General features: G+C 55.0%; 16 protein-coding genes, 2 pseudogenes and 1 other annotated feature. Of the genes and pseudogenes, 9 read left to right on the top strand and 9 right to left on the bottom strand.

Annotated elements, in window-relative coordinates; all coding sequences use genetic code 11:
* Positions 1 to 43 precede the first annotated feature (43 nt).
* The 3 genes from dnaX to L379_RS17380 form a co-directional block, all read right to left on the bottom strand.
* Positions 44 to 1972, bottom strand: coding sequence for a DNA polymerase III subunit gamma/tau (gene dnaX / locus L379_RS17370; RefSeq protein ID WP_032652742.1), 1929 nt, complete (start codon positions 1970 to 1972; stop codon positions 44 to 46).
* Positions 650 to 714: a sequence feature (DnaX frameshifting element), on the bottom strand. It overlaps the preceding gene by 65 nt.
* 88 nt (positions 1973 to 2060) lie before the next feature.
* The gene (apt, locus tag L379_RS17375; RefSeq protein ID WP_006176947.1) at positions 2061 to 2612 is read right to left on the bottom strand and encodes an adenine phosphoribosyltransferase; all 552 of its coding nucleotides are present in this window, start codon (positions 2610 to 2612) and stop codon (positions 2061 to 2063) included.
* Positions 2613 to 2763: 151 nt separating this feature from the next.
* The gene (locus tag L379_RS17380; protein ID WP_015571246.1) at positions 2764 to 3141 is read right to left on the bottom strand and encodes a DUF454 family protein; all 378 of its coding nucleotides are present in this window, start codon (positions 3139 to 3141) and stop codon (positions 2764 to 2766) included.
* Between the two features lie 50 nt (positions 3142 to 3191).
* Here L379_RS17380 and priC point away from each other — a divergent pair, with 50 nt between their 5' ends.
* Together priC and rsmS are read left to right on the top strand one after the other, a co-directional pair.
* Positions 3192 to 3719 (top strand): primosomal replication protein N'', encoded by a 528-nt coding sequence (priC, locus tag L379_RS17385; RefSeq protein WP_017383213.1) that lies wholly within the window; start codon positions 3192 to 3194, stop codon positions 3717 to 3719.
* A gap of 12 nt (positions 3720 to 3731) precedes the next feature.
* Positions 3732 to 3905, top strand: coding sequence for a pleiotropic regulatory protein RsmS (gene rsmS / locus L379_RS17390; protein WP_032652740.1), 174 nt, complete (start codon positions 3732 to 3734; stop codon positions 3903 to 3905).
* 4 nt (positions 3906 to 3909) lie between these two features.
* Here the strand turns inward: rsmS and mscK are convergent, their stop codons facing one another.
* The 4 genes and pseudogenes from mscK to L379_RS0123870 form a co-directional block, all read right to left on the bottom strand.
* Positions 3910 to 7257 (bottom strand): mechanosensitive channel MscK, encoded by a 3348-nt coding sequence (gene mscK / locus L379_RS17395; RefSeq protein WP_032652738.1) that lies wholly within the window; start codon positions 7255 to 7257, stop codon positions 3910 to 3912.
* Positions 7258 to 7370: 113 nt separating this feature from the next.
* Positions 7371 to 7748, bottom strand: a pseudogene (locus L379_RS17400) (DNA-binding transcriptional repressor AcrR); the annotation flags it as partial.
* A gap of 146 nt (positions 7749 to 7894) precedes the next feature.
* Entirely contained in the window at positions 7895 to 8875 is a 981-nt protein-coding gene (locus L379_RS17405) for an IS5-like element IS5 family transposase (RefSeq protein WP_001575870.1), read from the bottom strand.
* Positions 8876 to 8944: 69 nt separating this feature from the next.
* Positions 8945 to 9223, bottom strand: a pseudogene (locus L379_RS0123870) (TetR family transcriptional regulator); the annotation flags it as partial.
* Between the two features lie 141 nt (positions 9224 to 9364).
* Here L379_RS0123870 and acrA point away from each other — a divergent pair.
* The 6 genes from acrA to L379_RS17435 all read left to right on the top strand — a co-directional run bounded on the left by acrA (position 9365) and on the right by L379_RS17435 (position 16202).
* Positions 9365 to 10558: a multidrug efflux RND transporter periplasmic adaptor subunit AcrA gene (acrA, locus tag L379_RS17410; RefSeq protein WP_017694395.1), complete on the top strand. Its 1194-nt coding sequence runs from the start codon at positions 9365 to 9367 to the stop codon at positions 10556 to 10558.
* A 22-nt stretch (positions 10559 to 10580) separates the two neighbouring features.
* Positions 10581 to 13727, top strand: a complete 3147-nt coding sequence (gene acrB / locus L379_RS17415) for a multidrug efflux RND transporter permease subunit AcrB (RefSeq protein WP_032652736.1) — start codon at positions 10581 to 10583, stop codon at positions 13725 to 13727.
* Positions 13728 to 14237: 510 nt separating this feature from the next.
* A complete protein-coding gene (tomB, locus tag L379_RS17420; protein ID WP_006809850.1) occupies positions 14238 to 14612 on the top strand; it encodes an Hha toxicity modulator TomB in 375 nt (124 codons plus the stop codon).
* A 27-nt stretch (positions 14613 to 14639) separates the two neighbouring features.
* On the top strand, positions 14640 to 14858 hold the full coding sequence (locus L379_RS17425) for an HHA domain-containing protein (protein WP_015571250.1): 219 nt from the start codon (positions 14640 to 14642) through the stop codon (positions 14856 to 14858).
* A gap of 208 nt (positions 14859 to 15066) precedes the next feature.
* Positions 15067 to 15618 (top strand): maltose O-acetyltransferase, encoded by a 552-nt coding sequence (gene maa, locus L379_RS17430; protein WP_015571251.1) that lies wholly within the window; start codon positions 15067 to 15069, stop codon positions 15616 to 15618.
* 116 nt (positions 15619 to 15734) lie between these two features.
* Positions 15735 to 16202 carry a YlaC family protein gene (locus L379_RS17435; RefSeq protein WP_023296041.1) on the top strand — a complete coding sequence of 156 codons (468 nt, stop codon included), beginning with the start codon at positions 15735 to 15737 and terminating at the stop codon, positions 16200 to 16202.
* On the opposite strand, the gene L379_RS17440 is transcribed toward L379_RS17435, so the two are convergent.
* Positions 16174 to 17634, bottom strand: coding sequence for a MocR-like pyridoxine biosynthesis transcription factor PdxR (locus L379_RS17440; protein ID WP_032652734.1), 1461 nt, complete (start codon positions 17632 to 17634; stop codon positions 16174 to 16176). The genes L379_RS17435 and L379_RS17440 overlap by 29 nt on opposite strands.
* Before the next feature lie 101 nt (positions 17635 to 17735).
* On the opposite strand from L379_RS17440, the gene L379_RS17445 reads away from it, so the two are divergent.
* Positions 17736 to 18446, top strand: coding sequence for a GNAT family N-acetyltransferase (locus L379_RS17445; RefSeq protein WP_032652732.1), 711 nt, complete (start codon positions 17736 to 17738; stop codon positions 18444 to 18446).
* Here L379_RS17445 and ykgO read toward each other — a convergent pair.
* Positions 18443 to 18583 carry a type B 50S ribosomal protein L36 gene (gene ykgO, locus L379_RS17450; RefSeq protein ID WP_003859006.1) on the bottom strand — a complete coding sequence of 47 codons (141 nt, stop codon included), beginning with the start codon at positions 18581 to 18583 and terminating at the stop codon, positions 18443 to 18445. The genes L379_RS17445 and ykgO overlap by 4 nt on opposite strands.
* Positions 18584 to 18585 lie beyond the last annotated feature (2 nt).

The raw sequence follows: 18585 nt of genomic DNA, 5'->3' as shown, positions 1-18585 counted from the left end.
CTTCTTTCACGTTAAGGATTACAACCGTAAGTCAGACTCACGATCAAATGGGGCGAATACTCTCTTCATCCAGATCGGCGTCGAAGAACCGACGCAGGGTCTGGATGTTGTTATCCGCAATTATCGCCTCGCGCGCCTGCGCGAGCTTCTCTTCATAAATGGCCTGACGCCACTCGAGCGGCGTTTTCACCGCCGGATTATCATCTTCAATGATAGTCAATTCAACCGGTACACCCTGTAATGCGGTAAGCGCCTCGGCCAGCGCCTTTTGCGCGCCAGGGGAGTTGAGGTGCCGCTGGCCAGGGCGCAGGTGCAGACGCACCTGATTACCGTCCTGCTCTTTCCAGGCGTTCAGCGCGACCTGCTCCACCAGCTTCGGCAGTTGCAGTTTGCTGACCTCGGAGGCCCAGGCATCGCGCTCAATGGATTCTTCCGCGAGCTTCGCGGATAGCTCCGGCGTTTTTTCATGCTCCAGCGCCTTTTTCAGCGCTTTTGGCGTGGCGACCACTTCCTTGACCGTTTCAACAACGGTGGTCGCCTTCCAGCGGTATGCCTCTTCTTTCGCCGGGGCTTTTTGCTCGAGCGCGGACGGTGCCGGACGCGACTGCACGCGCTCCGTTACCGAGGCCAGTCGTTCAAGCGCGGCGTTGTTCACCGGCCGCGCTCTTGCAGGCGCTGCCGGTTCACTCTTTTTTGGTTTGGTTGCTCCCTGCGCACGTTGCAACTGGCTTCGTGCGGCAAGCACCGAACTGGTGGCATCCGACAGCGGCACGTTTTGCGGCGGCGGCGATGCCGGTTGCGGTGGCACCTGCTGCGGTGACATTACCGCGGTCGGCGCAATCGGCGCAAAGGACTGCCGGGGCGTTTCCGGCTCCGGCAATGGCTTGCGCGGATGGAAGGCCAGCGCGCGCAGCAGCGTCATTTCAACGCCCATCCGGCGATCCGGTGCAAACGGCAGCTCTTTGCGGCCAATCAGCAGCGTCTGATAATAAAGCTGAACGTCAGCCGGCGGCACGGTGCGCGCAAGTTCACGCATCCGCTGTTCAATGGTCGCCATGTCCGCGCCAATGGCCGACGGAGACAGTTGCAGCATCGCCACGCGGTGCAGCAGGCTGAGCATCTCGACAAGCAGCGCTTCCCACTCAATGCCACGGGCAGCGGCGTCGTTGACGAGCGCCATCACTCGCTCACCGTTGGCGGCAATCATCGCTTCAATAAGCGACAGCGCCTGATCGTCATCCAGCGTGCCGAGCATGGTACTGACCGCGTCGGTGGAGAGTTTACCGTCACCGCTGGCAATCGCCTGGTCGGTCAGGCTCAACGCATCGCGCAGGCTGCCGTCCGCGGCACGGGCCAGCAGTTGCAGCGCACGCGGCTCGTGGACAATGTTCTCTTCATCGAGGATATGCTCAAGCTGAGCGCGGATCTGCTCAACGTCGAGCGCCTTCAGATGGAATTGCAGGCAGCGCGAGAGGATCGTGACCGGCAGCTTTTGCGGATCGGTGGTCGCCAGCAGGAATTTGACATGCGCAGGCGGCTCTTCCAGCGTTTTCAGCAGGGCGTTGAAGCTGTGGCGCGACAGCATGTGCACTTCATCGATCAGATAGACCTTGAAGCGGCCGCGCGCCGGGGCGTACTGCACGTTGTCGAGCAGATCGCGGGTGTCTTCCACTTTGGTGCGCGAGGCGGCGTCGATCTCAATCAGATCGACAAAACGCCCCTGCTCGATCTCACGACAGTTGTCGCACACGCCGCACGGGGTGGCGGTGATCCCGGTTTCGCAGTTCAGACCTTTTGCCAGCAGACGGGCAATAGAGGTTTTACCGACGCCGCGGGTGCCGGAGAAAAGATAGGCGTGATGGATGCGACCTAGCGACAAGCCGTTCGCCAGGGCCGTCAGCACATGTTCCTGACCGACAACGTCAGCAAAGGTTTGTGGTCGCCATTTACGGGCTAACACCTGATAACTCATGGGCAGGCTCTGCAACGCTGGAAGGTGAATTAATGGAGGGGAATGCTATCACAACCTCACCCATTGAGCGAGGTTGTGAGATACGGGATTAATGTCCCGGGAATGGCACCAGGCAGTAGCTGGTAATACCCTGTTTTTCCAGGCGCTGCTCGCCGCCGAGATCGAACAGGTTGATGATGAATGCCGCGTCGGTCACTTCCCCGCCCAGACGACGGATCAGCTTCACGGTCGCTTCGATGGTGCCGCCGGTTGCCAGCAGATCGTCCACCACCAGCACTTTGTCGCCTGGCTTGATGGCATCAACGTGAATTTCCAGCTGATCGGTGCCGTATTCCAGCTCATAGCTCTCAGCAATGGTTTCACGCGGCAGTTTGCGCGGCTTACGCACCGGCACAAAACCCACGCCCATCGCCAGCGCAACCGGTGCGCCAAACAGGAAGCCACGGGCTTCAGTACCTACTACTTTGGTGATCCCGGCGTTTTTATAACGCTCAACCAGCAGTTCAATGCTGAGGGCGTACGCTTTCGGGTCTTCCAGCAAGCTGGTGACATCGCGGAAAAGAATGCCAGGTTTTGGATAGTCCTGGATACTTTTGATGCTATTTTTCAGATATTCAAGCTGCTGTGCAGTTGCGGTCATCGGTTTGTGCCTAAATGAAACAGTGTTACTCACGGCGCGCGACGAGTCGGTCAAAGTAACAGTTGTTTAACCTTTGACCAGGCGCACCTGTGCTCGAAAACGGTCGAATTTACTGGCTGAGCGCCATAATTGCAACCGCCATGATGAGGCTTCAGTGCTTTTGTTGCTTTTCATCAACCACGGGGATCCGCCACATAAAGATCAGCAGGCAGACCAGGATCGCCAGCAGCAGAATGCGCACCCACATCATTTTCACCAGCCATAACGAGACGGCGAAGGTGATCAGGATGAAGGCAATGGCGCGCGGCTTAGCCCCGGGCGGCATGGCCCGGTGTTTTTGCCAGTGCCGCAGGTAGCCGCCAAACCACGAGCGGTACAGAAGCCAGTGGTGAAAACGCGGCGACGAGCGGGCGAAGCACCAGGCGGCTAACAGGATAAACGGGGTGGTCGGCAGCAAGGGTAAAACCACACCCAGCGTACCCAGCACTACCGCGAGCCAGCCAATGATGATTAAAATAGTACGCTGCATAATGCGAATCGTTATCAAACTGAACGGCTACTTTACCACTGGAGAGCGCCTTGAAAACAGCACTGCTTCTTGAGAGGCTGCAAAATCAGCTGATCGCGCTGCGGGCGCAGGCCACGCCGTTGATGGGCCACGCCACGCTGAAACCGCGCTTTGACCGGCAGCTCTTCCGCACCCGCAGCACCGTCATTGAGGATTATCTTGCTGAAGCGCAGACCAATCTCGACGAGCTTCGTCACGCGGTTGAGAGTGAACAGCAGGAACAGGTCGCGTGGCTTGCGGAGCATCTTACCGAGCAGATCACCGCCCTGCACCGGGAAATCGCCGCCTGGCCGCTACGGGCGTGGGACAGCGCTTCGCCGGGACTCGGTAAATGGCAGCGCAAGCGGCTGGAGAACCAGGAGTTTGAGCGCCGTCTGTTTGAGATGAAGCGCGAGCGCGAAGCCCGCCTGAACACCAGCGAAACGCTGGAAGAGCAGCAGTTATTAATGCGTGAAATCAGCGCGCTGGAAGGCCGTATCGTCCGCTGCCGTCAGGCGCTGGATGAGATTGAACGCGTTATTGAACGCCTGACCCGTTAACAGGAGCCACTGATGTCACTGGAAAATGCCCCCGACGAGGTCAAACTGGCCGTCGATTTAATTATGCTGCTGGAGAATCACGCGATCCCGGCGGAGACGGTGCTGAAAGCGCTGGAGATTGTGCGGCGGGATTTTGAGGGGAAAATTTCCCCTCACCCTGCCCTCTCCCCGGAGGGGAGAGGATAATAGTTTAAGCGGGAGTAGGGTCGTCCCCCTTAATCTCGCGCTTCACTTCCGTATGCTCGTCACCTTTCTCGTTACGCAGGTGAACTTCAAGCTGGTTGAAGGCGATGTTAATGTTGTTTTCACGACACAGACGGTCAATGGTGCGGTTCAGCTCATCGACGGTGTAGCTGCGATCGCGCAGTTCGCGTACGTACAGGCGCAGCTCATGATCCAGCGTGCTTGGCCCGAAGGTGGTGAAGAACACGTCAGGCGCAGGATCGTGCATCACTTTAGGATGTGATTTCGCGGCTTCCAGCAGAACCTCTTTCACTTTATCCAGATCTGAACCGTAGGCCACTCCGAGTCGGATCACCACGCGGGTGGTGGTATCCGAGAGCGACCAGTTGATCAGACGCTCGGTGACAAACGCTTTGTTCGGGATGATCACCTCTTTACGATCGAAGTCGGTAATGGTGGTCGCACGAATGCGGATCTTGCTGACGGTCCCGGAGAAGGTGCCGATGGTGACGGTATCGCCGATACGCACCGGACGTTCGAACAGGATAATCAGGCCAGAAACAAAGTTACCGAAGATCTCCTGCAAGCCGAAGCCCAGACCCACCGACAACGCCGCCGCCAGCCACTGGAGTTTATCCCACGAGACGCCCAGCGAGCCGAATACCGTCATCGCCCCGACAATAATAATGACGTAGTTCAGGATGGTAGTAATGGCATACGACGCCCCCTGACGCAGGTTCAGCCTTGAGAGCACCAGCACTTCCAGCAGACCCGGCAGGTTGCGGATCAACGCCCAGGCAACCACTGACGACACCAGCGCAAAGAGCAGGCTGCCCATGGTGACGCTTTTCATTACCGCAGCGCCCGCTTCGGTACCGTTGTATTGCCAGAGGGTGATACTGTCGAGGTAGGCAAAGACGGTAATTAAATCAGACCAGATGGCCCAGAACATCACCGCAAACAGGGCGATCATCACCAGCATGGTAATACGCATCGTTTGCTGGTTAACCTGCTCCAGAGCAATGGTCGGCTCTTCCTGCGGCTCTGCCCCTTCAGCCCCCTCTTTCACCTGATGCTGCCGACGGGCAACAGCACGACGATAAGCAATGCGGCGCGCCGCCACGCTCAAACCACGCAGCACGGTCTGGAACAGCAGGTTCCATACAATCACCAGATAAACCGTTTCGATCCAGCGGCCGGACAGACGCAGCGTGGTATAGAAGTAACCCGTCGCCGTCAGCACCATCAGCGCCAGAGGAATGATCGCCAGTACCGTTACGGTAGCCAGACGAAGATTGTGGGACTCTTTATCCCGCCAGCTGTCGCGGCACATTGGCCACATCAGAACGGCAATCAGCAGCAGGTTCAGCATAATCACCAGTTGCCCCAGCACGTCATCCATCAGGTGCAGCGGGGAAAGCTCCGCCACAACTGACCAGAAGTGCAGCGGCAGCAGCGCGAGGCTGATGCGCACAATCTGGCGACGCCAGTGGCTGGTGAGTTTTTCCGGCATGTTGAAGTGGCGGACGGCGACGCCATCTTTTTCCAGCACTTTCCAGCACAGACCAAACACCAGCCAGAACAGCGCCAGCTTCTTGCTGAACGCCCACAGCAGATCGCTGATATTCAGCTGCATGGTCAGCAGGATCAGGCCCACGGCGAGTATCAACAGGCAGACCGGCAGAGCACGGATCAGATCGATCAGGATCGCTTTCGGGGTGTGCAGCTGGCTGTCGTTACGCAGTTGCCCCACTTCCGAGGCCAGCTTCGCCTGGTACTGTTTCAGCCATTTCAAACGCCAGCGTATGACGCCAGCGATGAGCAGCAAAGGCAGCCCCGTCAGGAAGGCGATCATCACCGCAGGCCAGGCTTTCTCCCAGTTCACGGTAATTTTCATGCTTTTGATCTGGGATTTCAGCGTTTCCGGGAAAGATTTAAACCAGTCCCAGTCCATGGGTTTATTGCTGTTCACCCAGAAAATCTGCTGGGTCAGGATCTCCTGGAGGCTTTTAGAAACGCTCACCAGCTGCTGCTGGTTGATTTGCAGGTTAATCGCCATCATCAGCTGGTTGCCCAGCTGCTTGTTAAGCTGATCGAGCAATTCGCGGCGCATGTCCACCACCTGCAACAGCGCGTCGTGAACTTCAGCATTCACTTCACCTGAATGGCCCTCTTCCACTTTGGCAACGAAGGTATCGCTCTGAAATAGCGCATCGCGCTGCTGGTTAACGTCAAACTGTTCAAGACGCAAATCCGCAATGCGGTTGGTCATGTCTTCCAGCTCGTCGGCGGAAGGCAGCGTCTGCTGTTGCTGGTAGAGAATGCGCGACAGCAGCAGGCTGCCCTTCAGGACGGCAATCTGCTCCTTGACGTTGCGCTCGGCCTGCAAAGCGCGATCCAGCCAGTTTTTGACCTTAATATTCTGCTGCACCAGCGCGCTGCCGCTTTCAGTCGCCTGAATCAGACGCTCGCTCAGTTGGTGGTTAATCTCCAGCTCCTGCTTCACCAGCGGGTTGGCCTGAATACGGGCCGTCTCGTCTGGCGAAACCGCTTCCTGCGCCGTTTTTTCAGTCAGCGTCAGGCGCTTGCTGTTCACCGCTTCCTGCAACAGCTGAAGCTGATGCTCAAGCCGGTTGATATTCGCGGTCACGTAGTCACGCTGTTTTTGCAGCGCATCCTGTAGCACCGTGTTGCCTTCCAGGCTCTTACGCTGCTGTTCAATCTCCGCGTTTAGCAGCGTCTGCTGGATGTTCAGCAGCGTTTGCTGGGTGGGACGAAGCGCCCCTTCCCCCACGGTGATGCCATTCAGACGGTTACGTATCTGCTGTAGCTGTTGCGACGCCGAGTACATGGCGTTCTGCACGCGCTCAGGCTGGGTTTGCAGCGAAACCAGCTGGCTGTTGTAGGTTGAGAGATCGGATTGCGCCGTTTGCAGATCGTCCAGCAGCTGCGCCACGCGCGACTCAAGCTGGCGCAACGACAGCGTGGCAAGCGTTTTTCGGGTTTCATCGTCGTTATCGACGTCGCTGAGCGCACTCAGCGCCTCCGTTGCCTTACGCATGTTCTCCGGCGCCTGAGCGACCTTCTGCCGTAGCTGGGCCGTTTCGGCTTTGATGCGATCGATCTTGTCCAGCGTTTCCAGGGTTTCCGTCAGATCCTGCTGAACGAGTTTTTCCTGGGCGGAGAGATCTTTTTGCTTATTCAGGGTGTCGAGTTGCGACTGAACATCAGCACGCGTGGGAATGTCACTGCCGTTGTCTGCACGGGCCCATGAAAGCGGCGCGGCTGCAAAGTAAAACAGCAGGATCAAAAACAGGGCCAGAACAGGATGTTGCGAGCGATTGATGTGCAGCATAGTTGTGAATGTGATGTGAGAAATGACCGGAAATAGTCGGGCATGAAGGATATCACGCCCGGCTGAAGCAGAATAGTACGACGGAAAGGGTCTACGATTTTTCCCATGCCCGATCAGGCAGAGCGCGGGCTAAGTTTACTTTGAAGGGTCGGACAGAGCTGGCACATCTCAAGAAAAATTTCGACGTAGCTGCGCGCCTCTGATCTGAGATCGAACGACTCCGGAGCAAAAAGCCAGTTTTCCATCAGGCCGGAAATATAGCTGCGCATCAGGATCGCCGCCCGGCGGGTGAGTAATGTGGCAGGAAGCATTTTGGCCTGCATGCACTCCGTGAGGACCTGTTCGATGCGATCGTAGCTTTCCAGACACAGGTCGCGCTGCGCCTGTTGAACCACCGCCATTTCACCAACGAACTCACATTTATGGAAGATGATTTCCATCATCAGACGACGACGCTCTTCAACAACCGTCGCTTCAAGGATATATACTAGGGAAGGTGCGAATAAGCGGGGAAATTCTTCTCGGCTGACTCAGTCATTTCATTTCTTCATGTTTGAGCCGATTTTTTCTCCCGTAAATGCCTTGAATCAGCCTATTTAGACCGTTTCTTCGCCATTTAAGGCGTTATCCCCAGTTTTTAGTGAGATCTCTCCCACTGACGTATCATTTGGTCCGCCCGAAACAGGTTGGCCAGCGTGAATAACATCGCCAGTTGGTTATCGTTTTTCAGCAACCCCTTGTATCTGGCTTTCACGAAGCCGAACTGTCGCTTGATGATGCGAAATGGGTGCTCCACCTTGGCCCGGATGCTGGCTTTCATGTATTCGATGTTGATGGCCGTTTTGTTCTTGCGTGGATGCTGTTTCAAGGTTCTTACCTTGCCGGGGCGCTCGGCGATCAGCCAGTCCACATCCACCTCGGCCAGCTCCTCGCGCTGTGGCGCCCCTTGGTAGCCGGCATCGGCTGAGACAAATTGCTCCTCTCCATGCAGCAGATTACCCAGCTGATTGAGGTCATGCTCGTTGGCCGCGGTGGTGACTAGGCTGTGGGTCAGGCCACTCTTGGCATCGACACCAATGTGGGCCTTCATGCCAAAGTGCCACTGATTTCCTTTCTTGGTCTGATGCATCTCCGGATCGCGTTGCTGCTCTTTGTTCTTGGTCGAGCTGGGTGCCTCAATGATGGTGGCATCGACCAAGGTGCCTTGAGTCATCATGACGCCTGCTTCGGCCAGCCAGCGATTGATGGTCTTGAACAATTGGCGGGCCAGTTGATGCTGCTCCAGCAGGTGGCGGAAATTCATGATGGTGGTGCGGTCCGGCAAGGCGCTATCCAGGGATAACCGGGCAAACAGACGCATGGAGGCGATTTCGTACAGGGCATCTTCCATGGCACCGTCGCTCAGGTTGTACCAATGCTGCATGCAGTGAATACGCAGCATGGTCTCCAGCGGATAGGGCCGTCGGCCATTGCCCGCCTTGGGATAAAACGGCTTGATGACAGCGGTCATATTCTGCCATGGCAGAATCTGCTCCATGCGGGAGAGGAAAATCTCTTTTCGGGTCTGACGGCGCTTAGTGCTGAATTCACTATCGGCGAAGGTGAGTTGATGGCTCATGATGTCCCTCTGGGATGCGCTCCGGATGAATATGATGATCTCATATCAGGAACTTGTTCGCACCTTCCCTAGAATTTCTCTTAACACTGAGAGTGGATCGTGAGGGAATTTTGCCCGATACTCACTCTCAAGATCGCTAATGCTGGACTCTGAAAGCTCCCAGATTTCACCAAACAGATCGGACTTGTCTTTGAAATGCCAGTAAATCGCTCCCCGCGTGACGCCCGCGGCCTGAGCAATCTGTGCCAGCGAGGTTGCCGAAACACCCTGCTGTGAGAACAAACGCATTGCCACATCCAGAATGTGTTGTCGGGTTTCCAGCGCTTGTTGTTTGGTTTTTCGTGCCATACGTTGATGAATTTACAGGAGTCAGATTTACATACATTTATGAATGTATGTACCATAGCATGACGATAATATAAACGCAGCAATGGGTTTTTAGACTCAGGACCCTTGATCAATTTGAAATCGGACACTCGAGGTTTACATATGAACAAAAACAGAGGGTTAACGCCTCTGGCGGTCGTTCTGATGCTCTCAGGCAGCTTAGCGCTTACAGGATGTGACGACAAACAGGCTCAACAAGGAGCTCAGCAGGTGCCAGAAGTTGGCGTCGTGACGCTCAAATCCGAACCTCTCCAGATGACAACAGAACTACCGGGCCGCACCAGCGCCTACCGCATTGCGGAAGTGCGTCCGCAGGTGAGCGGTATCATCCTGAAACGTAACTTCACCGAAGGCGGTGATGTCAAGGCAGGCGAGTCTCTGTATCAGATTGATCCAGCAACCTATCAGGCGTCTTATGAGAGCGCTAAGGGCGATCTGGCCAAAGCCGAAGCGGCAGCCAAAATCTCGCAGCTGACGTTGAATCGTTACAAGAAACTGCTCGGCACGCAGTACATCAGCCAACAGGATTACGATTCTGCCCTGGCCGATGCACAGCAAGCCAACGCAGCCGTTGTGGCGGCGAAAGCGGCGGTAGAAACCGCGCGTATTAACCTGGCCTACACCAAAGTGACCTCCCCTATCAGCGGTCGCATTGGTAAATCAGCCGTCACCGAAGGTGCGCTGGTGCAGAACGGTCAAACCAACGCGCTGGCCACCGTGCAGCAGCTCGACCCGATCTACGTTGACGTCACCCAGTCCAGCAACGATTTCCTGCGTCTCAAACAGGAGCTGGCTAACGGCACCCTGAAACAGGAAAACGGTAAAGCCAAAGTGGAACTGGTTACCAACGACGGTATCAAGTTCTCACAGACTGGCACACTGGAATTTTCTGATGTGACCGTCGATCAGACCACCGGCTCTATCACCATCCGGGCCATTTTCCCCAATCCGGATAAAACCCTGCTGCCCGGTATGTTCGTACGCGCCCGTCTTGAGGAAGGGACTAACCCAAGCGCCATTCTGGTTCCTCAGCAAGGTGTGACCCGTACGCCACGCGGTGATGCGAGCGCACTGGTTGTGGGTGCCGATAACAAAGTCGAAACACGCAATATCACTGCAACGCAGGCGATTGGCGACAAGTGGCTGGTAACGGAAGGTCTGAAAGATGGCGATCGCGTAATTATTACTGGTTTACAAAAAGTTCGTCCTGGTGCGCAGGTCAAAGCTCAGGAAGTGAAATCTGACGACAAACAACAAGCGTCGGCCGCTGGCCAGTCAGAACAAACCAAGTCTTAACTTAAACAGGAGCCGTTAAGACATGCCTAATTTCTTTATCGATCGCCCCATATTTGCGTGGGTGATCGCCATAATCATCATGCTGGCCGGGGGACTTGCGATCCTGAAGCTGCCTGTCGCGCAATATCCAACGATTGCGCCGCCGGCAGTGACGATCTCCGCAACCTATCCGGGCGCTGATGCCAAAACGGTGCAGGATACCGTTACGCAGGTTATCGAACAGAACATGAACGGTATCGATAACCTGATGTACATGTCCTCAAACAGTGACTCAACCGGTACGGTTCAGATCACCCTGACCTTTGAATCCGGTACGGATGCGGACATTGCACAGGTTCAGGTGCAGAACAAATTGCAGCTGGCGATGCCTCTGCTGCCGCAGGAAGTACAACAGCAAGGCGTGAGCGTCGAGAAATCGTCCAGTAGCTTCCTGATGGTTGTCGGCGTGATCAACACCAACGGCACCATGACGCAGGAGGATATTTCCGACTACGTGGGCGCCAACATGAAGGACGCCATCAGCCGTACGTCTGGTGTGGGTGACGTTCAGCTGTTCGGTTCCCAGTACGCGATGCGTATCTGGATGGATCCGAATAAACTGAACAACTTCCAGCTGACGCCGGTTGACGTTATCAGCGCAATTAAAGCGCAGAACGCCCAGGTTGCCGCCGGTCAGTTGGGTGGTACACCGCCGGTGAAAGGCCAGCAGCTTAACGCGTCGATCATCGCGCAAACGCGTCTGACCTCCGCCGATGAGTTCAGCAAAATTCTGCTGAAGGTGAATCAGGACGGTTCGCAGGTTCGCCTGCGTGACGTGGCGAAGGTTGAGCTGGGCGGCGAGAACTACGACATCATTGCGAAGTTCAACGGTAAACCGGCTTCCGGTCTGGGTATCAAACTGGCGACGGGCGCGAACGCCCTGGACACCGCGACGGCTATCCGTGCAGAACTGAAGAAGATGGAACCGTTCTTCCCGTCAGGTCTGAAAATCGTTTATCCGTATGACACCACGCCATTCGTTAAAATTTCGATTCACGAAGTGGTGAAAACCCTGGTTGAGGCGATCATTCTCGTCTTCCTGGTGATGTACTTGTTCCTGCAAAACTTCCGCGCAACGCTGATCCCAACCATCGCCGTGCCGGTTGTACTGCTCGGGACCTTCGCGGTGCTGGCGATATTTGGCTACTCGATAAACACCCTGACGATGTTCGGGATGGTGCTCGCCATCGGCCTGCTGGTGGATGACGCCATCGTGGTGGTCGAAAACGTCGAGCGTGTCATGGCGGAAGAAGGCCTGCCGCCGAAGGAAGCAACCCGTAAATCAATGGGCCAGATCCAGGGCGCGCTGGTCGGTATCGCGATGGTACTGTCTGCGGTATTTATCCCGATGGCCTTCTTTGGTGGCTCTACCGGTGCGATTTACCGTCAGTTCTCCATCACCATAGTTTCGGCGATGGCGCTGTCGGTACTGGTTGCACTGATCCTGACGCCAGCCCTGTGCGCGACGATGCTGAAGCCGATTCAGAAAGGCGGTCACGGCGAGCATAAAGGCTTCTTCGGCTGGTTCAACCGCATGTTTGATAAGAGTACGCACCACTACACCGACAGCGTGGGTAACATCCTGCGCAGCACCGGTCGTTACCTGCTGCTCTATATCATCATCGTGGTGGGGATGGCTTTCCTGTTCGTTCGTCTGCCAAGCTCGTTCCTGCCAGATGAAGACCAGGGCGTGTTCCTGAGTATGGCGCAGCTTCCGGCCGGTGCGACGCAAGAGCGTACGCAAAAGGTGCTGGATGAGATGACCGACTACTTCCTGACCAAAGAGAAAGACAACGTCGAATCCGTGTTTGCGGTTAACGGCTTTGGCTTCGCGGGTCGTGGTCAGAACACCGGTATCGCCTTCGTTTCTCTGAAAGACTGGTCTGAACGTCCGGGCGCAGAGAACAAGGTAGAAGCCATTACCGGCCGCGCGATGGGCACCTTCTCACAGATTAAAGATGCGATGGTCTTCGCCTTTAACCTGCCAGCGATTGTTGAACTGGGTACGGCGACCGGCTTCGACTTCCAGCTGATTGACCAGGGCGGTCTGGGCCACGAAAAACTGACTCAGGCGCGTAACCAGCTGTTTGGCGAGGTGGCAAAACACCCTGACCTGCTGGTGGGCGTTCGCCCTAACGGTCTGGAAGATACGCCGCAGTACAAGATCGATATCGACCAGGAAAAAGCGCAGGCGCTGGGTGTTTCCATCAGCGACATTAATACCACGCTGGGTGCAGCCTGGGGTGGCAGCTACGTCAACGACTTCATCGACCGTGGTCGCGTGAAGAAAGTCTACGTGATGTCCGAAGCGCAATACCGTATGCTGCCGAACGATATCAACAACTGGTATGTTCGCGGCAGCGATGGCCAGATGGTGCCATTCTCCGCCTTCTCAACCTCGCGCTGGGAATACGGTTCACCGCGTCTGGAGCGTTATAACGGCTTGCCATCGATGGAAATCCTCGGTCAGGCAGCCCCGGGCCGAAGCACCGGTGAAGCCATGAACCTGATGGAAGAACTGGCCAGCAAACTGCCTGCGGGTGTCGGCTACGACTGGACCGGCATGTCCTATCAGGAACGTCTGTCCGGTAACCAGGCCCCTGCCCTGTACGCCATTTCACTGATTGTGGTGTTCCTGTGTCTGGCGGCATTGTATGAGAGCTGGTCGATTCCATTCTCCGTTATGCTGGTGGTTCCGCTGGGGGTTATCGGTGCGCTGCTTGCCGCAACGTTCCGTGGGCTGACCAACGACGTTTACTTCCAGGTGGGCCTGCTGACAACCATTGGCTTGTCGGCGAAGAACGCGATACTAATCGTCGAATTCGCCAAAGATCTGATGGAGAAAGAAGGAAAAGGCCTGATTGAAGCAACGCTGGAAGCCGTTCGTATGCGTTTTCGTCCAATCCTGATGACGTCCCTGGCGTTTATCCTCGGCGTTATGCCGCTGGTTATCAGCTCCGGCGCGGGCTCCGGCGCACAGAACGCAGTAGGTACCGGCGTAATGGGTGGGATGGTAACCGCGACCGTTCTTGCGATCTTCTTCGTACCGGTGTTCTTCGTGGTGGTTCGCCGCCGCTTCAGCCGTAAGAATGAAGACGTTGAGCACAATCATTCGGTAGAACATCACTGATACCGGTTTCACATGATAAAAAGGCCGCATTTGCGGCCTTTTTCTTTTTCAGAAAAAATCATAAAATAGACCTATTGCCTTTCTATTTATTTTCCTCCTTTTTAATAAGGCCTATCATAATAGGCCGATAACTTACACCAGGAACTCAGCATTCTTTTATTATCATTTCGTGACGTAAATTATTCGGACTATTCCTAAGCAATGGAAAATATCTGAAGATATCTGGTTTCGGACTTCACATGAAACTTTGCGCTAACTCAATGAATTCTAAGGAACCGATAAAAATCGTCTTTTTTATTGATTAACGCGTTCGCTGCAAAAGGTAGATTTGCGTAAAGGCTCGAACAGTAACGATTTAATTGTAATTTTTCGTAATAGCGCGGTGAAATCTTGATCAGAGTGGCTTATAGTTAGAGTTATCAGGAACACAGCTCCCGTGTGGCTAAGCAAGTTGTATCCATCCCGACATGATGTTCGGTGAGTAAAAAATCACTCAGAAGGGGATGCGCTATGGACGAGTACTCGCCAAAAAGGCATGATATCGCGCAGTTGAAATTTCTCTGCGAATCCTTGTACCATGACTGCCTTGCCAATCTTGAAGAAAGTAACCATGGCTGGGTGAACGATCCAACGTCTGCTATCAATTTACAGCTCAACGAGCTGATCGAGCATATCGCCACCTTCGCACTTAATTATAAAATTAAGTACAATGAAGATAATAAGTTGATAGAGCAAATTGATGAATACCTGGACGACACCTTTATGTTGTTCAGCAGCTACGGCATTAACGCACAGGATTTGCAGAAATGGCGTAAATCAGGAAACCGTCTATTTCGCTGCTTCACTAATGTCAGCAGAGCTAATCCGGTTAGTCTTTCCTGTTAAAATTATTACAATTACTAAGGTGAATTTATGTCTGATAAACCATTAACAAAAGTCGATTATTTGATGCGCCTGCGACGCTGCCAGTCAATTGACACCCTCGAACGTGTTATTGAGAAAAATAAATACGAGCTGTCTGATAATGAACTGGCGGTATTTTATTCAGCTGCCGACCATCGTCTTGCTGAGCTGACCATGAATAAACTGTATGACAAGATCCCCTCTTCGGTGTGGAAATTTGTTCGTTAATCGTTGAAGAGAGACTGTAAAGGCATTACGTCCGTTGTTAAGCTGAATTTACCTTTCGAATTACGCTTCAAATGCAAACGCCAGGTTCCCGTATAAAACGTATTTATGCGCAAGAATGTTGTGACTCCCGTCACAGCCACTTTTAGGGAACGTTCCCTTTCTGGTTAATCCTCTTTACGCTGCGTAAAACGATTCCAGAGAGGTTCCCATGAGTGAAGAAAAACAGAAGATGATTGCAGGTGAATATTACCGCCCTGGCGATGACACGCTGAGGGCTGACCGTTTACGCGCGCGTCATCTTGTTCACCGCTATAACCATACCGCACCCGATGAGAAGGCCGAACGTCGCGCCTTATTAGCTGACCTGCTGGGTCAAAGCGAAGGTGCCTATATAGAGCCAAGCTTCCGCTGCGACTACGGGTATAACATCTATCTGGGCAACAATTTTTACGCTAACTTCGATTGCGTCATGCTGGACGTCTGCCCTGTCCGCATTGGCGATAACTGTATGCTTGCGCCGGGAGTGCACATTTATACGGCCACGCATCCTCTGGATGCGACCGAACGTAACAGCGGGCTGGAGTACGGTAAACCGGTCACCATTGGTGATAATGTCTGGATCGGCGGACGCGCGGTGATTAATCCAGGCGTGACCATTGGCGATAATGCGGTTATCGCTTCCGGCGCGGTAGTGACCAAAGACGTGCCGGCCAATGCGGTAGTGGGCGGGAATCCGGCGAAAATCATTAAAATGATCTAAGCGCATCCTGAGTAACTGTTATGCTTTTTCCTGGCATAACTGTTACTTTCATCGCATAAACCCCTCTCATAAAATAGGCAGATCACCTGTATTTTTAACAATCATAAAGGCAAAAAATGACAGAGATACAGCGCCTGCTTACCGCCACCATCGACGATCTCAATACCCGCGAAAAGCGCGACAATCGCCCGCGTTTTAGCATCAGCTTTATTCGCAAACACCCCGGATTGTTCGTCGCCATGTACGCCGCCTGGCTGGCAACGCTTATCGTCATGCTGAAGTCTGAAACACTGGTCGATTCCGTCTGGCTACTGGTTGTGCTGTTCGTGGTGTTTAACGCATTTTTCTTTTTCGACGTCAATCCGCGTTACCGGTATGAAGATATCGACGTACTCGATTTCCGCGTGTGCTACAACGGGGAGTGGTACAACACGCGCTACGTGCCGAAGGAGCTGATCGACAATATCCTGCTCTCGCCGGCCGTCGAAGCCGGGCAAAAAGAGAAGTTGCAGAAAATGGTCATCACTAAGGGCCAGCTCTCTTTTTATGATGTCTTTACCCTTTCCCGCCCCACTGCTGTGTAATGAGCGCCTGAAGACGTCGGATACCCGGCGCAAACTGCGAAGCAGAGGTATTACCGTAACCTAAAACCAGACCGGTTTGCCCCTGCTTCGTCTCAAGGTAATACCCGCTCAGCGCAGCGGGTGCCAGCTGAAACGCTCTCGCCTGCTCCACCAGCCGCTGGTCGTCGATACCGTCAATCGCCAGCGTCAGGTGCATTCCCCCTTCCCCGGCAAGAACACGGTGCGGCGTATGAAGCTCTGCGCTCAGCACCTCCCGCAGTTGGCGGTAACGCTTACGATAAAGGCGACGCATGGCGGCAAGATGCCGTGCATAGTGGCCTTCCTCAATAAACAGCGCCAGGGTGCGCTGTTCAGCGCGATGCCCGCCGCGCAGCAGCGAGCCGATGGCCGGACGCGCCGCCTTCGCCAGCGCTGGCGGTAACACCATGAACCCCATCCGGAGCGATGGAAACAGCGTTTTGCTGAACGTCCCCAGATACACAACGGGCGCATTGTTGACCATTCCGAGCATCGCCGGGACGGGCTCACCGGTATAACGAAATTCGCTGTCGTAATCATCCTCAATGATCCACGCGCTGTGCTGCCGGGCCAGTTCCAGCAGCGCCAGACGCCGCCGCGCGCTGAGCACGCTTCCGCAAGGGAACTGATGCGATGGCGAGGTAAAAATCAGCGTGGGTGAAGGCGCAGACAGCCCTTCCCAGCACATCCCCTCGTCATCCACCGGTATGCCGGTCATCGCCAGACCGGTTTTGACGAAAGCGCTTTTGGCGCCGCTATAGCCGGGATTTTCCACCCAGGCAACATCCCCCGGCTCGCTTAACAGCATCGTGCACAGATTGACGCCCTCCAGCGCCCCTTCGGTTATCACAATCTGGCTGGCATCGCAGTCAATGCCGCGGGACAGCGCAAGATGGCGGGCAACGGCGGCCCGCAGCGTCGGCTCGCCGGCCGGGTCGCCATACCCTAACAGGGTGCTTCCCTCCTCGCGCAGAACACGATCGTACAACCGCCGCCACAGCGGTAAGGGGAAATAGTTGATGGCAGGCGTTCCCGGCGTAAACGCCATCACCGGGGTGTCGCGCAGCACAGGCGCGGGCAGCAGGGCGACACGTTTTGTCAGCCTGACGTCCGGGTCCGGTAATGTCCGGGCAATCGTCCGAGGAGCGAATTGCCCCACCCGCGTGCCCTGGCGGCTACGCAGCAAATAACCTTCGAGCGTGAGCTGGTCCAGCGCCGCGTTGACGGTATTTCGGGACACAGAGATCTGCTGCGCCAGCGTTCGTGAGCCGGGCAAATGGCTGCCGGATCGAAGCCTTCCGCACAGTATGGCCTCCCGCAAAGCAAGATAGAGCGCACGCTGGAGCGTCTCTTCCCCACGTTTTTTCAGCGCAGCATGGAGCAAGGTGTATAGCTCATCACCCGGTATATTCATCATTCCTCCTCGTGGTACCAGAAAAACATAGCCTGGTGGTTCTTTTTAAGGAACCAGCAATTCATTAATCTGGAGATCTTTTCAATGTGACGGGAATAAAGATGAATACATTCAATGAGTTTGGACAACCTGTAGGCGAAAGCCTTTTCGACTGGCAGCCTCGCCCGCACCCGTCCCGGGTGATACTTCAGGGTCGCTATTGTCGGCTTGAGCCGCTGCGCGTGGAGCATGCCCCGGCGTTGTTCTCTGCGTATTCCCTGGCCGGAGATACCCGAAGCTGGACGTGGCTGCTGCGTGAACCCGATGCCACCGCAGAGGAGTTTGCCGAATGGGTGGCGAGCGTGAGCGAATTAGCCGATCCCATCCACTATACCGTTATCGATAACCAGACCCAGTCTCCTGTCGGGACGCTGTCCCTGATGCGGATCGATCCTAAAAACGGCGTTGTGGAAGTGGGACATGTTCACTTCTCGTCACTGTTAAGTCGCACGCCCATGTCGACAGAAGCGCAGTATCTGCTGATGCGGTACGTGTTCGATACCCTGGGCTACCGGCGTTATGAATGGAAGTGCAACAGCCTGAACGAACCCTCCCGCAAAGCGGCTCTGCGTCTGGGCTTTCAGTTTGAAGGGCGTTTTCGCCAGGCGCTGGTCATTAAAGGCCGAAACCGGGACACCGACTGGTTTTCAATTCTCGACAAAGAGTGGCCAGCGCTGGCGAGCGCGTTTGAAAGCTGGCTTGCCACCGACAATTTTACCGCCGATGGCAAACAGAAAAGATCCCTGGAAAGCTGGCGAGAAACGCGCGTCTAGCGTCTTTTTTTACGTCCCTGCACCGCCTTAAAGCGCGGGTTTGATTTGCAAATCACGTATAAGCGTCCCTTGCGTTTGACTATCTGGCAATCCGGGTGACGCTGTTTTGCACTTCGCAATGAGTTCAGCACCTGCATGA

The organism is Enterobacter sp. MGH 33, from assembly GCF_000534535.1.
Lineage (GTDB): Bacteria > Pseudomonadota > Gammaproteobacteria > Enterobacterales > Enterobacteriaceae > Enterobacter > Enterobacter hormaechei_C.
The sequence above is the reverse complement of the archived record's forward strand: the minus strand, read 5'-3'. Positions and strand labels throughout refer to the sequence as shown.

What these genes read in the sequence shown, in the direction of transcription:
- dnaX (WP_032652742.1), bottom strand. Translation starts at nt 1,972, where the DNA reads ATGAGTTATCAGGTGTTAGCCCGTAAATGGCGACCACAAACCTTTGCT.
- apt (WP_006176947.1), bottom strand. Translation starts at nt 2,612, where the DNA reads ATGACCGCAACTGCACAGCAGCTTGAATATCTGAAAAATAGCATCAAA.
- L379_RS17380 (WP_015571246.1), bottom strand. Translation starts at nt 3,141, where the DNA reads ATGCAGCGTACTATTTTAATCATCATTGGCTGGCTCGCGGTAGTGCTG.
- rsmS (WP_032652740.1), top strand. Translation starts at nt 3,732, where the DNA reads ATGTCACTGGAAAATGCCCCCGACGAGGTCAAACTGGCCGTCGATTTA.
- mscK (WP_032652738.1), bottom strand. Translation starts at nt 7,257, where the DNA reads ATGCTGCACATCAATCGCTCGCAACATCCTGTTCTGGCCCTGTTTTTG.
- L379_RS17405 (WP_001575870.1), bottom strand. Translation starts at nt 8,875, where the DNA reads ATGAGCCATCAACTCACCTTCGCCGATAGTGAATTCAGCACTAAGCGC.
- acrA (WP_017694395.1), top strand. Translation starts at nt 9,365, where the DNA reads ATGAACAAAAACAGAGGGTTAACGCCTCTGGCGGTCGTTCTGATGCTC.
- acrB (WP_032652736.1), top strand. Translation starts at nt 10,581, where the DNA reads ATGCCTAATTTCTTTATCGATCGCCCCATATTTGCGTGGGTGATCGCC.
- tomB (WP_006809850.1), top strand. Translation starts at nt 14,238, where the DNA reads ATGGACGAGTACTCGCCAAAAAGGCATGATATCGCGCAGTTGAAATTT.
- L379_RS17425 (WP_015571250.1), top strand. Translation starts at nt 14,640, where the DNA reads ATGTCTGATAAACCATTAACAAAAGTCGATTATTTGATGCGCCTGCGA.
- maa (WP_015571251.1), top strand. Translation starts at nt 15,067, where the DNA reads ATGAGTGAAGAAAAACAGAAGATGATTGCAGGTGAATATTACCGCCCT.
- L379_RS17435 (WP_023296041.1), top strand. Translation starts at nt 15,735, where the DNA reads ATGACAGAGATACAGCGCCTGCTTACCGCCACCATCGACGATCTCAAT.
- L379_RS17440 (WP_032652734.1), bottom strand. Translation starts at nt 17,634, where the DNA reads ATGAATATACCGGGTGATGAGCTATACACCTTGCTCCATGCTGCGCTG.
- L379_RS17445 (WP_032652732.1), top strand. Translation starts at nt 17,736, where the DNA reads ATGAATACATTCAATGAGTTTGGACAACCTGTAGGCGAAAGCCTTTTC.
- ykgO (WP_003859006.1), bottom strand. Translation starts at nt 18,583, where the DNA reads ATGCAGGTGCTGAACTCATTGCGAAGTGCAAAACAGCGTCACCCGGAT.